Genomic DNA, 14,543 nt, shown 5'->3' on the forward strand with positions numbered 1-14,543 from the left:
ACCCCGCCAGCGCCCCAAAATGGCCCATATAAATCCCGTAACGCATTGCGTTGGGACGAAAACCCGTTATCTTTGCAGATGGGTAGTGGGCAATTGTTTCAATTGGGGGAAAATAAGATGCGTTCTGTTGGCACTTTGACGCGGGCGGATCTCGCGGAAAGCATCAATCGCCGTGTCGGATTGTCGCGTGCTGAATCGCTCGAAATGGTCGAGTCCATTCTCAACCATGTCTGCGATGCCCTGGCAGAGGGTGAAAATGTCAAGATTTCGGGCTTTGGCACATTTCTGCTGCGCGACAAGGCAGAGCGGATCGGTCGCAACCCCAAGACCGGGGTCGAGGTGCCGATCACACCGCGCCGCGTGCTGACGTTTCGCGCCAGCCAGATGCTGAAGGACCGCATCTGCGCGGGCGATTGAGCCTTTGGCAGTGAGCGGGACATCCCCCGCCACGCCAAAACCCGGGCGGACACCCCGGGTGCGCAACGGTTTGGCCACAAAACGCGCACCGGCGATACGCGATGACAATGCCCTGTTTCGGGACGGGGACTTGTTTCGCGACGGCAAGGAAGCCGACGCGTTGCGGACCATTGGCGAAGTGGCTCAGGCGCTCGGGCTGCGCCAGCATGTCCTGCGATATTGGGAAGACCAATTCCCCATGTTGCGGCCGCTGACGCGCGCGGGCGGACGACGCTATTACCGTCCCGAGGATATCCGGCTGGTGATCGATATCGACCGCTTGCTGCACCGCGAGGGCTATACCATTCGCGGTGCGCGCCGGGCGCTCGACCGTCCGCCGGTGCGGCGAGTGGTCGCCGCGCCAGCACGCGAATCGCACGCGCCGCTGATCGATGCGATCAATCGCCAGACTGCGGTGGCCGCAGGCGCAGACCGCGATGCCGATCCCGAGCAGACGCTGGTGGCCGCGCTGAGCGTGTTGCGCCAGCATCTTGAAGCGATCCGCAACCGGCTGGCGCGCGAATTGGCTAGCACTTAGAGCATCGTGCAAAAAGTGGGTACCGGTTTTTTGCAATAAACGATGTGAAAACAAAGACTCCTAAAGCATACTGCGTTTCAGATTAAACGCAGTATGCTTTAGCCGGGCAATTCCGGGCCCAAAGTCGGATCGAGATCGCGCGGCCTGACCAGTTCGGTCAGGCGCGCACAACCGATATCGATATCCGCCCAGCGATCGATTGCGCATTCGAGCACGGCAAACGTCGCGGTCGGAAATTTCTGTTCGACCAGCGTGCGCAAGGGGCTGGTGCCGTCTTCGGGCACAAGGTCGAAAATCAGGTCTTCCAGGCCCGGATTGTGGCCGACCATCAGCAGGCTGGCGGGATCGCCATCGATATCGCGCAACAAGTCGATCAACGTGGCCGAACTGGCCAGATAGATGCGCCGGTCCCATTCGATCGGCAGGGTGCGGCACCACGCGCGGCTGGCAATCTCGATGGTTTCGGTCACGCGCACGGCGGGCGAGGCGATCACCCGGTCGAATCGCCGCCCGCTGGCGCACACATGGCGGCCCATCGCGGCGGCCCCGCGTTGGCCGCGCGCGTTGAGCGGGCGATCAAAATCGCGTGCACGCGCATCGGACCAGTCGGACTTGGCGTGGCGAAACAGGCAAAGCGTCTTCACGCGGGGTTTCCGGTGGTTATCGAGGCGGTCGCGCCAGAAACACTGCCCGCGATGCTTTGTAAAGCGACATCGAGTGTCACCCGCCGCACCGGTGTGCCGACCGGAAAGGCCCCGATCAGCCGCGACGGAAATGCCGCCGACAGCACCACAAACGCGCCGCGATCGGTGCCCGAACGGATCAGCCGTCCAAACGCCTGCGCCAGCCGTGCGCGGATGATGGCATCGTCATGGGCCTGTCCGCCCCCGGCCAGCCGCCGAGCGCGGTGCAGGATCGACGGTTTGGGCCAGGGCACTTGTTCCATCACCACCAGCCGCAGCGAAACGCCAGGTACATCGACCCCGTCGCGCAAGGCATCGGTGCCGATCAGCGAGGCGCGCGGATCGTCGCGAAAGATATCGACCAGCGTGCCGGTATCGATCGGATCGACATGCTGGGCATAGAGCGGCAGGCCCGCGCGGGCGAGCCGGTCGACAATCCGCCCGTGCACCGCGCGCATCCGCCGGATCGCGGTGAACAGCCCCAGTGCGCCGCCGCCAGCCGCCTCGATCAGGCGTGCATAGGCCGCTGCCAGGGCGCCGATATCGCCGCGCGGCACATCGGTGACGATCAGCACTTCGGCCTGCGCCGCATAGTCAAACGGGCTGTCGACCGCGAACAGGCGCGGCGCCACGCCCAGGTGCCGCACCCCGCTGCGCACGATCGCGGATTCCCAGTCGGGCACCCCGGCCAGACGGTCGCACAGCGTCGCGCTGGTCATCAGCACGCCGTGCGCGGGCGCCAGTACGGTGGCTGCAAACGGCTTCATCGGGTCGAGATAGCGGCGGTGCAGGCCGATATCCCATTCGCGGCCTTCGGAGCGATCGACCGCCAGCCAGTCGACAAAATCGGGATCGGCAGGGCCGCCCAGCCGTGCCAGCAGCGCGATCCACCCGGCCAGCAGATCACACCGCCACTGGATCGACCCGCGCGCGCCTTCAATGCGCGCGCGCGCCGCCCCATCGAGCCAGTCAGGCGGATCGCCCAGGATGGCATCGAGCCGTGCACCCAGCCGGACGAGCGGCTGGCGCAAAGCCTCCAGCGCGTCCTCGGCCTCTCCGGCGACGGCGATATAGGCGCCGTCGAGCCCGGCCACTTCGGTTTCGAGGCCATAGCCGGCGTCCTGCCCGCCGCTTTCATCGCGCGCATGGACCAGCGCGCGGGTGGCGCTCAGCAGCGCTTCGACCGGGCCGGACGGCGCATTTTCGGCAATGCGGGCCAGCCAGCCTTCGCCCGGCAGGGCTTCGGCGGCTTCGCGCGCGCGGGTGATCGCGCGTCCGCCTTCCTCGTCATAGCTGGCGACATCGGCCAGGCGTGCGGCCAGACCCCGGCGGCGGCCGCGGGATTTGCCTTCGGGCCCGACTACCCAGCGACGCAATTCGATGGTTTCGGCGCCGGTCAGCGCGGCGGCAAACGTCGCATCGGCGGCGTCGAACACGTGGTGGCCTTCGTCGAGCACGATGCGTGTCGGCACGCCGCCATTTTCGCGCCCGCGTGCCGCATTGATCATCACCAGCGCATGGTTGGCGATCACCAGATCGGCCTCTGCCGAGGCGCGCGTAGCGCGTTCGATGAAGCATTTGCGGTAATGCGGGCAGGCGGCATAGATGCATTCGCCGCGCTGGTCGGTCAGCGCGGTGATCCCCCGGCGGCGGAACAGCGTGCCCAGCCAGCCGGGCAGATCGCCGCCGATCATGTCGCCATCCTGGCTATAGGCCGCCCAACGCGCGACCAGTTGCGCCAGGATCGCCGCGCGGCCCTGAAACCCGCCCTGCAACGCGTCTTCGAGATTGAGCAGGCACAGATAGTTCTCGCGCCCTTTGCGCACCACCACGTTGGGGCGTTCGCCTGCCTGACGGTCGGCAAAGGCGCGGCGGCTTTCGCGGCGCAACTGGCGTTGCAGCGCCTTGGTATACGTCGAAACCCATACCGTTCCGCCGGTCAGCGCGCTCCACAGCGAGGCCGGGGCGAGATAGCCCAGCGTTTTGCCGGTGCCGGTGCCCGCTTGCGCCAGCACCACGTGCGGCACGCGCGCAGTGCCGCGCGGGCTGAACGCATGGCCCGCCTCGCGCGCGAAATCGCGTTGGGCGGGGCGCTCTTCGGCTCCGGCACCGGCAATCGTCGCCAGGCGGGTGGCGATCGCCGCCTCGTCGAGCACGACTTGCGCGGGCTGGGGGCGGGGGGCGGCCTCTTCCCATTCGGGCAGGCGCGCAAACAGCCAGCGTTCGGCGCGATCGGGGCGGCGGATAGTGTCGGTCAACAGCGGCGCCCAGGGCCAGCGCAACCGCACCATGGTTTGCAACTGGGTCCACGCGCCTTCGCGTTCGGGCCAGTCGTCGCGCGCGGTCTGCGCGATCAGCCCGGCCGCCGCCAGACGCAGAAACGACGCCACCGCCGCATCGCCGACCGGTTCGGGCAGATCGAGTGCATGGGCCAGCCCGCGTGGTGTGGGAACCATGAAACGTGCCGGAAAAACAAAGGCATATAGTTCCAGCAGATCGAGCCCCGACAAGTCGGGATAGCCCAGGCGGCTGGCCACCAGCGGCGCGCCGAGCACGATCAGCGCGGTATCGGCGGCTGCCACGATGGCATCGCCCTTGCTGATTTCGCGCGGGCCCCGGGCATCGTCGATCCAGCATCCGCCGTGGCTGGCATGCAGCGCCGCAATCGGCAGGGGTTGCAGGGTGGCAGGCGGCGAATCCATTGCCCCTCGTGTGGCGGGCGCGGGGGCGAAAGTAAACGGGCCCGCGCCGCCGCGCCGGTATTCGTTGCGCAACATGCTTAATTGTTCGTGGCGTCGGTCGTTCTGTGGCTTTGGGAACCATTCGGACCGGGTGTGCAACAGCCCCGCCTATCCGGTCCGGACGGTTCTCGCCCATAGTGGAGAATGGGATCATGACCGTAATCAACACCAACATCTCTGCGATGGAGGCGTCGAACGCTTCGAACTCCGCGCAGTCCATGACTTCGCAGGCGATGGAACAGCTTTCCACCGGCCTGCAAATCAACAGCGCAGCCGACAATGCCGCGGGTCTTGCCATCAGCAACACGATGACATCGCAGATCGATGGCATGACTCAGGCCGTGTCGAATGCCAATGACGGCGTCTCGCTGGCGCAAACCGCCGGCGGTGCGTTGACCGAAGTGACCAACATGCTGCAACGCATCCGCGAACTGGCGGTGCAGTCGAGTTCGGGCACGTATCAGTCGTCCGATCGCGCCTCGATGCAGACCGAAGTTGCCAACCTGACCGACCAGATCAGCTCGATCCTCGACAGCACAACGTTCAACGGCGTGAACGTGTTTGCCGTCACTTCGGGCGCACCGGCCGCCAATGGCAGCAACGATATCAAGACGACGATCCAGACCGGCGCCAACAACGGCAACAACGTGGTGATCGACAGCCCGGCGTTCAACGGCTCCGAAATCTTCGGCACCAATGCCAGCGGGCAGGGTTTGACGGCCTTCAGCAGCGCATCGGGGGTCACGCTGGCACTCGATGTGTCGACCCAGGCTGCCGCTGCGACGACGATCAGCAATGTCGATGCCTCGATCGCGGAAGTGAACGCCAACCAGTCTGCGCTCGGTGCGGCGCAGAACCGGCTGACCTCGGTGGTGGAGAATCTCAACACCGATATCACCAACCTGACGTCGGCGCGCAGCCAGATCCAGGACACCAATTATTCGTCTGCCACCACCAATCTGGCCAAGGCGCAGATCCTGTCGCAGGCCTCGACCGCGATGATCGCGCAGGCCAACCAGAGCCAGCAGAATGTGCTGTCACTGCTCAAGAGCGGTTGAAGGCTTCGATCCATTCTCCCGCCATGGCGGGGCCGGGCGCATGCCTGGCCCCGTTTGTGGTGTTTACGCGCGGCCCCTGTGCGCATAGATGCGACGAATGGAAAACGCTGCGACCGCCATCGAGAAAACCTGGCTCACCGCCGATCGCCTGCTGGAGGATTCGTTCCGGCTGGGCAATGCCATCGTCGATTCGGGGTTTCGCCCCACGCATATCGTCGGCATCTGGCGCGGTGGCGCGCCGGTCGGCATCGCGGTGCAGGAATTGCTGGAATATCGCGGGATCGAAACCGATCACATCGCCATCCGCACCAAATCCTATGCCGGGATCGACCAACAGCACAGCGAAGTCAGGGTCTATTCGCTGGGTTATCTGATCGACACGCTGAACCCCGAAGACCGGCTGGTGGTGGTCGATGACGTGTTCGATTCGGGCCGCTCGATCGAGGCGACGCTGCGCGAACTGCGCACCCGGTGCCGCCATAACACCCCGCGCGAAATCCGCATCGCCACGGTCTACTGGAAACCCACCCGCAACAAGACCACCATGCGGCCCGATTATTACGTGCACGAAACCGACGAATGGCTGGTGTTTCCCCATGAAATCTGCGGCCTGACCGAGGCCGAAATCCGCGCGCACAAGCCGCAGGCGAGCCTGATTCTCAGAGATTGATTGAAAATTCGCGGAACGCGCGAATTTTGAAGTCGGCACCGGCCCGCTCCCCCGCCCGACCACCCAACAATAGTACCCTATGGGTGGTCGGGCGGGGGAGCGGGCCGGTGCCGACTTCCTGGAATTCCGGCAACGCCGGAATTCCCTATCAGGCGTCAGGGATTGAGGCTTGCCAAACACGGCATAATCGCGAATGGCCGCACGGCTATGACCGATATTGCCCAAATCTCACCCGCCCCTGTCGATGATGCCGTGTTCGCCGCCGCCCAGGTGTCGAAATCGTGGCCGTTCGAAGAGGCGCGCAAGCTGGTCAAACGTTTCCCCGGCGGCAAGCGCGATGCGGCGGGCGATCTGGTGCCGGTGCTGTTCGAAACCGGCTATGGCCCGTCGGGCCTGCCGCATATCGGCACGTTTCAGGAAGTGTTGCGCACCACGCTGGTGCGCCGCGCCTATCAGGCGATGACCGGCGGCCATCCGACCCGGCTGGTGGCGTTTTCCGACGATATGGACGGCTTGCGCAAAGTGCCCGACAACGTGCCCAACAAGGACGTGCTGACGGCCAATCTGGGCAAGCCCCTGTCGCGCATTCCCGATCCGTTCGGCACGCACGACAGCTTTGCCGCGCACAACAATGCCAGCTTGCGCGAATTTCTCGACCGGTTCGGGTTCGATTACGAATTCGTCTCGTCGTCGGATCGCTACAATTCGGGCGCGTTCGACGCGGCGCTGATCAATGTCCTGCGCCATTATGACGCGATCCAGGCGATCATGCTGCCGACCTTGCGCGAAGAACGGCGGCAGACGTATTCGCCGGTGCTGCCGGTGTCACCTTCCACCGGGGTGGTGCTTCAAGTGGCGATCGAGGTGGTCGATGCCGAGGCCGGGATCGTGCGCTTTGCCGACAGCGACGGCAGCCTGGTTGAACAGACCGTGCTGGGCGGCCAGGCCAAGTTGCAATGGAAGGTCGACTGGGCGATGCGCTGGGTCGCGCTGGGCGTCGATTATGAAATGTGCGGCAAGGACCTGACCGATAGCCACCTGCAATCGGGTCGCATCGCGCACGTGCTGGGCGGGCGCCGTCCCGAGGGGCTGATCTATGAGCTGTTCCTCGATGAAAAGGGCGAAAAGATCTCGAAATCGAAGGGCAACGGCCTGACGATCGAGCAATGGCTGGATTATGGCAGCGAGGAATCGCTGGGCTTCTATCTGTTCCGTGAGCCAAAGAGCGCCAAGTCGCTGCATCCCGGCATCATCCCGCGCGCGGTCGACGAATATTGGCAGTTCCGCGAAAAGCTGGCCACGCAGCCGGTGGAACAGCAACTGGGCAATCCGGTGTGGCACTTGCTGCGCGCCAATGGCTATCACGGCGGCGATGGCGACAAGTTGCCGGTGACTTATGGTCTGCTGCTCAATCTGGTCGGGGTGCTGGGCGCGGGCGCCAGCCGCGAGCAAGTGTGGTCTTATCTGGGCAACTATGTGATCAATGCCGACCCCGCCGCGCATCCGGCGCTCGACACGCTGGTGACGTGCGCGCTGGCTTATAACCGCGATTTTGTCGCGCCCACGCTGCAACGCCGGGCCCCATTGGCCAATGAAGCCGCAGCGCTGACGGCGCTTGATGCGGCGCTGGCAGGAATGACTGCCGATGCCGGGGCAGAGGCGTTTCAGACCGTGGTCTATGAAGTGGGCAAAGAGCCGGATTTCGGGTTCGAATCGCTGCGCGACTGGTTCAAGGCGCTGTATGAAACGCTGCTCGGATCGTCGGCGGGGCCGCGCATGGGCAGCTTTATCGCGCTCTATGGCCTGGCCAACACCCGCGCATTGATTGCCGAGGCGCTGGCGGGGGCCTGATCCGCGATCCACTGGTGGATCTTGGCCTCCAGCACTGGCAGCGGCAATGCGCCGCTGCCGAGCACCTGATCGTGGAATTCGCGGATGTCGAAGCGCGCGCCCAGCGCATCGCGGGCTTCGTCGCGTAGCCGCTGGATGGTCATCGCGCCGACTTTGTAGGCCAGCGCCTGTCCCGGATTGGCGATATAGCGATCGACTTCGGCGGCGGCGTCGATCCGCCCGATGCCCGAATTGTCGAGCATATAGGCAATTGCCTGATCGCGGGTCCAGCCGCGCGTGTGTAGCCCGGTATCGACCACCAGCCGCATCGCCCGCAGCATTTCATCGTCGAGCGTGCCCCAGTGCTGCAGCGGATCGCGATAGAGCCCCATGTCATAGCCCAGCGTTTCGGCATAGAGCGCCCAGCCTTCGACATAGGCCGGGTTGCCGCCAAACCGCTGAAAATCGGGCAAGCTGTCGTTTTCCTGGGCAAGGCTGATCTGGAAATGATGCCCCGGCGCGCCTTCGTGCAGATAGAGCGTGGTGATCCCGGTCATGAACCGGTGCGGCCAGTCATAGGTGTTGTACCAGAACACGCCGGGACGGCTGCCATCGGGCAGGCCCTCGCTATAGCTGCCGCCTGCTTCAAACCGCGCGCGGTATTCGGGATAGGGGCGGATTGCCAGCGGCGTGCGCGGCAGATGCAGGAAATAGCGCGGCGCCAGCCGGGTTACCTTTGCGCCGACGCCGCGAAACCCCTGGCCAAGCTGTTCGGCACTGGTGGGGTGAAACCGGCGATCGGTGCGGATCACGTCGAAAAAGGTGTGCAGCGGCATGGTATAGCCCAGCTCGCCTTCGACACCCTGCATGGCGCGCTGGATTCGCGCGACTTCGTCCAGCCCGGTCTGGTGGACCACATCGGGATCGAGCGACAGCGTGGTGTTTTCGCGCACCAGCAGGCGATAGAGCCCAGCGCCGCCGGGCAGCGCCGACAACCCGACCGAATCGCGCGCGGCGGGCAGGTAGGTTTCGGCCAGAAACCGGCGCAACCGAGCATAGGCGGGATAGACTGCCTCGGTGGTGGTGGCCAGAAACGCGCGTTCGATCCGCCGCCGCCGGGCCTGGGGGGTGCCGGGGGGCAGGTGACGTACGGGCACCATGAACAACGAGGTTCCGGGCGGGCGCGCCAGGATCGCGTCGATTTCGGCAATCATCGCGACCACGGTCAGGCGCGGTTCGACCACGCCGCTGGCGATGCCTTCGCGAAAGCGCGCCTCGGCGTTGGCGAACACCAGCGGCAGGCCGCGCTCAAGCGCCAGCCGTGCCTCGATTTCGCCCAGCGTGCGCAGCGATCCGCCTTCGCCGGTGGCCGCCATTTCGGGAAACTCGACCGGAAAGCCCATGAAATGGTTGAACGGCTGCACCCCCAGCAGGGCCTGCGCGGCGGGATCGAGCAGCGCATGCTGGTCGTTCAGGGTCTGGCGAAACACCGCGTAGGACAGGCGGTGTGGCGGATCGAGCGCGGCCGGGTCGATGCGATCGAGTTGCGTCAGCGTGTGTTCGATCACCGCGCGTTGCCGCGCGGCCAGTTCTGGCGTGAACACCAGCGCCAGCAGATCGTGCGGCACCGCTTCGCCGCGCGCCATCGCGCCCAGCGGATCGAGCGCCTGTTCGGCGCGGCTGTCTTCGGCAAACAGGCGGTCGAGCCGGTCGGCCATCGATCCGGTGCCGTCCGCGTCGGCGGCTGGCGGTGCGGGCGGCGGACGCAGGGCAGCGGGCTGGGTGTCGAGCGTGGCCGGCGCAGGCAGGTCGACGGGTGGCGGGGGCGCGGGGCGGGGCGGCTGGCCGGCGCAGGCGCCAAGCGCCAGCAGGGCCAGTGCCCAGCCTCGTTTCACGACCACGGACGCGCCCGATACCACTTGGTCAGGACATATTTGACCCCGCGCAGGACCGGCGCCCCGGCGTGGATCGTGCGCGGATTGGGTCGCCCGTCGGGCAGCATGTTGTTCCACATCAGCAGCACCCCGGCCTGCGGCGGGATCGACAGGCTGATCTTGGGAAAATCGGTGGCGCCGCCTTCCTCGACCGCGTTGAGATAGCCCATCGCGGTCCAACTGCGCTGGCCACCGCGTTTGCGTTCATCATCCCAATATTCGTGTTTGGCGACGAAGTAGTCGTAGTGGTGCTTGAATTCCTGACCCACGGCATAGCGCTGGCCCTGCAGGGTTTCGCCCAGCGCCGGGTCCATGCCGAGCAAGTCGTCGATCCGCCGTTGCAGCATGCCGATGAACGGATCGCGCGGGTCGACATCGCCGGTATAGCTGGTGCGGCCACCGTCGGTGTTGTTGTTGTAGGTGGGCGATGGGCGGGCCACGGTGTCGATCACCGCGATCAGTCGCCGGCAATCGGCAGCGGACAGAAAATCGGCCACCGCATAGATCTCGACGCCTTCGACCGGCAGGCGATAGGCTGACGGGTCGGCATCGAGTCTGGCCCGCACGGTTTCTCCGATGCGGGCCAGATCGGCGCGGTCGGGGTGGCGATTGGCGGAATTGAAGGAAAAAACCATGATTGCGCAGGTTCATGGAGCAAGGTGACGCGGACGGCAAGAGGGGGTGGCGCCGCCCGGCAAAGCGGCACCATGCACGTTATAGCGGCTGGTTTTAGTCCATTCTGGACAAAACTCATTGCAAAAACAGCAAAAATCTCGTGTGACGGTGGTTAATACGGGGATACCGGAAGTATCCGAACCGAAGCGGGACGCGCGATTCTCGTTCATGTCATGTTGGTCACTGGGCCAACAGTTGAACCGGACAATCTGGATTTGTCCCGCTGTTCTGATCGGTTGATGGTTGGCAACCCGTTTGACGGAGACGACAGACTTGGACGTCCGTGTGGATAACGATAGTCGGTATTTGCGTCGTGCAAAGATGGCCTATGAGGCACGGCGTCGGCGGGACGCGGCAGCGGGAATGGGGGGCCTGTTCGGGGAACCGGCATGGGATATCCTGCTCGACGTGTTCATCGCCCAGCGCAGCCGCCGCGAGATCCAGGTGTCGAGCGTGTGCATCGAGGCCGGTGTACCCTCGACCACGATCTTGCGCTGGCTGGCCCGGTTGGAACAGGAAGGGCTGATTTATCGCGCGTCCGACAATGTCGACGGGCGCCGCCGCTATGTGCGCCTGACCGAGGCGGGTGACGCGCTGATGATCCGCGTGCTCGATGCGATCAGGATCGGTGATTGATCGCCGCGCGTCACAGCAAATGATCGCCGCGCGTCACAGGAAAATGGCGCGCACCACGTCGATGACCTGCCCGGTGTCGATATCGACCAGCAGCGCGTCGTTGTAATAGCGCACCCAGCGATAGGGGCCCCAGACCGGGGGCAAGTGATAGATCGACGGATCGGCGATCCAGAACTGTTCGGCCATGAACGCGGCATCGAGCGGCGTATCATTGCCGACCGGCGCATAGGCATAATCGCCCAAGGGCGGATAATAATAGCCCAGCCGATAGGTTTCACGGTGGCTGGCGCGCCAGCCGGCCCAGTCATACCGGCTTTCACCGTGCCACCCGCGATTCCATCGCTGGGCACCCACCGGCGCGGCATAGGCTGCCACACGGGCCCGCGGTGGCTCTGCATCGGCGGCGGCGACCTGGGCCTGTGCAGCCGTGTGCCGTGATGGAGCGCTGGCGGCGTGCGCGGCGATATGACGTGGGACCGGGCTTGCGACCGGTGCGTGCCGAGGTGCGATGCGGGTCGGCAAGGCCGGCGCGGCAGCGACCGGCGTGCTGGCGGCATGCGTAGCCGCGGCGCGGGTGGTGGCCATCGCGACGTCCGGCGCGGTGGCCAGCAGCATCAGCTTGCGATGGTCGCGTCGCGCCATGGCCAATCTCCTGGCCCGACGCGCAAAGTGCGAATCGCCGGGCGATCAGGGTTATTCCGCATGACCGGTGGATAAAGTCTCAACATTCCGCATGGCGGGGGCTTGGTCGCCCCCGCCATCGGTTCAGCGTGACAGCTTCTTGTACGCCAGCGGCGTCGGCCGGTCGGCGGCATCGCCCAGACGGCGGCGCTTGTCCTCTTCATAAGCGGCGAAGTTGCCTTCGAACCATTCGACGTGGCTGTTGCCTTCGAAGGCCAGGATATGCGTGGCCAGACGATCGAGGAAGAACCGGTCGTGGCTGATCACCACCGCGCAACCGGCAAAGTTTTCGATCGCTTCTTCCAGTGCGCCCAGCGTTTCGACATCGAGGTCGTTGGTCGGTTCGTCGAGCAGCAGCACGTTGCCGCCCTGTTTCAGCATCTTGGCCATGTGCACGCGGTTGCGTTCACCGCCCGACAGCTTGCCGACGTTTTTCTGCTGATCCTGGCCCTTGAAGTTGAACGCGCCGACATAGGCACGGGTCGACGTGTCGAACCCGTTGACTTTCATGTAGTCGTGCCCGCCGGAGATTTCCTCCCACACGTTCTTGGTCGGATCGAGCGCGTCGCGGCTTTGATCGACATAGCCCAGCCGTACGGTCGAGCCGATGTCGATGGTTCCTTCATCGGGCTGTTCCTGCCCGGTGATCAGCTTGAACAGGGTCGATTTGCCCGCGCCGTTGGGGCCGATCACCCCGACGATGCCGCCCGGCGGCAACAGGAACGACAAGTCCTCGAACAACAGCTTGTCGCCATAGGCCTTGGTCAGGCCCTTGGCCTCGATCACTTTGCCGCCCAGACGTTCGGGCACCTGGATGACGATCTGCGCCTTGCCCGGGCTGCGGTTGTTCTGGCTGGCGACCAGTTCCTCGAACTTCTTGATACGCGATTTGGACTTGGTCTGGCGACCCTTGGTCCCGGCGCGGATCCATTCGAGTTCGTCGTTGATGGCCTTTTGCCGACCGGTCGCTTCGCGATCTTCCTGTTCGAGCCGCTTGGACTTCTTTTCCAGGTAGGTCGAATAATTGCCTTCGTAGGGGAAGTATTTGCCCCGGTCGAGTTCAAGGATCCAGCCGACCACGTTGTCGAGGAAATAGCGGTCGTGGGTGATCATCAGCACCGCGCCGGCATATTCCTTGAGATGGTTTTCCAGCCATTCGACGGATTCGGCATCGAGGTGGTTGGTCGGTTCGTCGAGCAGCAGGATCGACGGCTTCTGGATCAGCAGGCGCGTCAGCGCGATGCGGCGGCGTTCGCCGCCCGACAGGTTTTCGACCGACCAGTCCGACGGCGGACAGCGCAGCGCTTCCATCGCGATTTCAAGCTGGTTGTCGAGCGTCCAGCCATCGACCGCATCGATCTTGCCCTGCAGGTCGCCCATTTCGTCCATCAGCGCGTCGAAATCGACGTCTTCCGGCGGATCGGCCATCAGGTTGGAAATCTCGTTGAAACGGTCGACCAGATCGGCCACTTCACGCGCGCCGTCCTTGACGTTTTCAAGCACTGTCTTGTTGGGATCGAGCTGGGGTTCCTGCGCCAGATAGCCCACGGTGATATATTCACCCGGCCAGGCTTCGCCGGTGAAATCCTTGTCGATCCCGGCCATGATCTTCATCAGGGTCGACTTGCCGGCACCGTTGGGGCCGACGATGCCGATCTTTGCACCCTGATAGAACTGCAGGTTGATATCGCTGAGCACCGGCTTTTGCGCGCCGGGAAAAGTCTTCGTCATGTTCTTCATGACGTAGGCGTACTGGGCGGCCATGGTCGTCCTTTGGCAATGCGCGTGAACTGTCGTCTCGCGGCGCTCTACTAGGCGGGCGCGGTGCCTGCAAGCGGGGCGGTCGCTTCGCGGAAAAATCCGATCACTTCTGCCTCTACCGATCGTGTCGTGCTGCCTGGCTGGTCGATCACGTGCCAGGTCAGCACCGAATGCGGATCGAACGGCGTATCGGGGTTGGCATCGGCATCGTCCAGCTCGATCGCGCGAAACCGGTCGCCAAAGCGGTCTTTCAGCATGGCAAAGCGCGCAGCCGGCACCAGCTTGTCCGATTTGAAACGCAGGCCCAGCATCGACAGGTCTTCGGCGGCCAACCGTGAGCCGGCGCAGGCCAGTTCGGCCTCGCTGGCATCGATCATCGCGGCGCCCTTTTTGCTGATCGGCAGTGAGGGCTGCGACAGCACAGGGGCGACCACCGACGGTTCGGTCATCATCGCCAGCGCAAACCCGCCGGTAAAGCACATGCCAACCGCGCCCACACCGCGTCCGCCGCATTCGTCATGGGCATGGCGCGCCAGCGCGCGCAACCAGTCGACGATCGCGCTCGACTTGCCATTGGCCCAGGCGTTGAATTCGCGCCGCACGCACAAAGTCCAGATCGCCTGCGCCATCATGTACCGCTTGCTTGGCACGCGTCCGTCCTCGCCAAACAGGCTGGGGCAGAACACCGTCATGCCGGCCGCCGCCACGCGGTCGGCAAAGCGCAGCACCAGCGGGTGCAAGTTGGGCATTTCGTGCATCACGATCACCGCCGGACCGGTCCCCTTGCGCCAGACTTTGCGCGTATAGGGACCGGCGGTGAAATCGAATGCGGTATATTCGGCAAAGGCATCAACGTTGCGCATGGTCACCCCTCTACCAA

13 protein-coding genes are annotated in these 14,543 nt (G+C 64.6%); 6 read left to right on the top strand and 7 right to left on the bottom strand.

The genetic code is table 11. The features are described from left to right. Positions 1 to 117: 117 nt before the first annotated feature. Positions 118 to 417 (top strand): integration host factor subunit alpha, encoded by a 300-nt coding sequence (locus tag AQZ49_RS08990; RefSeq protein WP_067614972.1) that lies wholly within the window; start codon positions 118 to 120, stop codon positions 415 to 417. Positions 418 to 547: 130 nt separating this feature from the next. Continuing rightward, a complete protein-coding gene (locus AQZ49_RS08995) occupies positions 548 to 994 on the top strand; it encodes a MerR family transcriptional regulator (RefSeq protein ID WP_231739135.1) in 447 nt (148 codons plus the stop codon). Positions 995 to 1,092: 98 nt separating this feature from the next. Here AQZ49_RS08995 and AQZ49_RS09000 read toward each other — a convergent pair whose 3' ends face one another. Beyond that, positions 1,093 to 1,638 (bottom strand): SixA phosphatase family protein, encoded by a 546-nt coding sequence (locus AQZ49_RS09000; RefSeq protein ID WP_067614974.1) that lies wholly within the window; start codon positions 1,636 to 1,638, stop codon positions 1,093 to 1,095. After that, positions 1,635 to 4,379 carry an ATP-dependent DNA helicase gene (locus tag AQZ49_RS09005; protein WP_067614975.1) on the bottom strand — a complete coding sequence of 915 codons (2,745 nt, stop codon included), beginning with the start codon at positions 4,377 to 4,379 and terminating at the stop codon, positions 1,635 to 1,637. The genes AQZ49_RS09000 and AQZ49_RS09005 overlap by 4 nt, the downstream gene beginning before the upstream one ends. A 191-nt stretch (positions 4,380 to 4,570) precedes the next feature. Between AQZ49_RS09005 and AQZ49_RS09010 the strand changes: the two genes are divergently transcribed. The 3 genes from AQZ49_RS09010 to AQZ49_RS09020 all read left to right on the top strand — a co-directional run bounded on the left by AQZ49_RS09010 (position 4,571) and on the right by AQZ49_RS09020 (position 7,997). Then, the gene (locus tag AQZ49_RS09010; RefSeq protein ID WP_067614976.1) at positions 4,571 to 5,476 is read left to right on the top strand and encodes a flagellin N-terminal helical domain-containing protein; all 906 of its coding nucleotides are present in this window, start codon (positions 4,571 to 4,573) and stop codon (positions 5,474 to 5,476) included. 97 nt (positions 5,477 to 5,573) lie between these two features. Beyond that, a complete protein-coding gene (locus AQZ49_RS09015) occupies positions 5,574 to 6,146 on the top strand; it encodes a phosphoribosyltransferase (protein WP_067614977.1) in 573 nt (190 codons plus the stop codon). 207 nt (positions 6,147 to 6,353) lie between these two features. Next, on the top strand, positions 6,354 to 7,997 hold the full coding sequence (locus AQZ49_RS09020) for a lysine--tRNA ligase (protein ID WP_067614978.1): 1,644 nt from the start codon (positions 6,354 to 6,356) through the stop codon (positions 7,995 to 7,997). Here AQZ49_RS09020 and AQZ49_RS09025 read toward each other — a convergent pair. Beyond that, positions 7,943 to 9,877, bottom strand: coding sequence for a DUF885 domain-containing protein (locus AQZ49_RS09025; protein WP_231739137.1), 1,935 nt, complete (start codon positions 9,875 to 9,877; stop codon positions 7,943 to 7,945). The genes AQZ49_RS09020 and AQZ49_RS09025 overlap by 55 nt on opposite strands. After that, entirely contained in the window at positions 9,868 to 10,545 is a 678-nt protein-coding gene (locus AQZ49_RS09030; RefSeq protein ID WP_067614979.1) for a prolyl hydroxylase family protein, read from the bottom strand. The genes AQZ49_RS09025 and AQZ49_RS09030 overlap by 10 nt, the downstream gene beginning before the upstream one ends. A 403-nt stretch (positions 10,546 to 10,948) precedes the next feature. Here AQZ49_RS09030 and AQZ49_RS09035 point away from each other — a divergent pair, with 403 nt between their 5' ends. Next, the gene (locus AQZ49_RS09035; protein WP_231739142.1) at positions 10,949 to 11,221 is read left to right on the top strand and encodes a winged helix DNA-binding protein; all 273 of its coding nucleotides are present in this window, start codon (positions 10,949 to 10,951) and stop codon (positions 11,219 to 11,221) included. Positions 11,222 to 11,254: 33 nt separating this feature from the next. On the opposite strand, the gene AQZ49_RS21795 is transcribed toward AQZ49_RS09035, so the two are convergent. The 3 genes from AQZ49_RS21795 to AQZ49_RS09050 form a co-directional block, all read right to left on the bottom strand. After that, the gene (locus tag AQZ49_RS21795) at positions 11,255 to 11,863 is read right to left on the bottom strand and encodes an RcnB family protein (RefSeq protein ID WP_231739143.1); all 609 of its coding nucleotides are present in this window, start codon (positions 11,861 to 11,863) and stop codon (positions 11,255 to 11,257) included. 123 nt (positions 11,864 to 11,986) lie between these two features. Then, complete coding sequence (gene ettA, locus AQZ49_RS09045; protein WP_067614981.1) at positions 11,987 to 13,666, bottom strand: energy-dependent translational throttle protein EttA; 1,680 nt, start codon at positions 13,664 to 13,666, stop codon at positions 11,987 to 11,989. A gap of 47 nt (positions 13,667 to 13,713) precedes the next feature. Next, positions 13,714 to 14,526 (bottom strand): dienelactone hydrolase family protein, encoded by an 813-nt coding sequence (locus AQZ49_RS09050; protein ID WP_067614982.1) that lies wholly within the window; start codon positions 14,524 to 14,526, stop codon positions 13,714 to 13,716. Positions 14,527 to 14,543 lie beyond the last annotated feature (17 nt).

This window comes from Novosphingobium sp. FSW06-99 (assembly GCF_001519065.1).
Taxonomy (GTDB): domain Bacteria; phylum Pseudomonadota; class Alphaproteobacteria; order Sphingomonadales; family Sphingomonadaceae; genus Novosphingobium.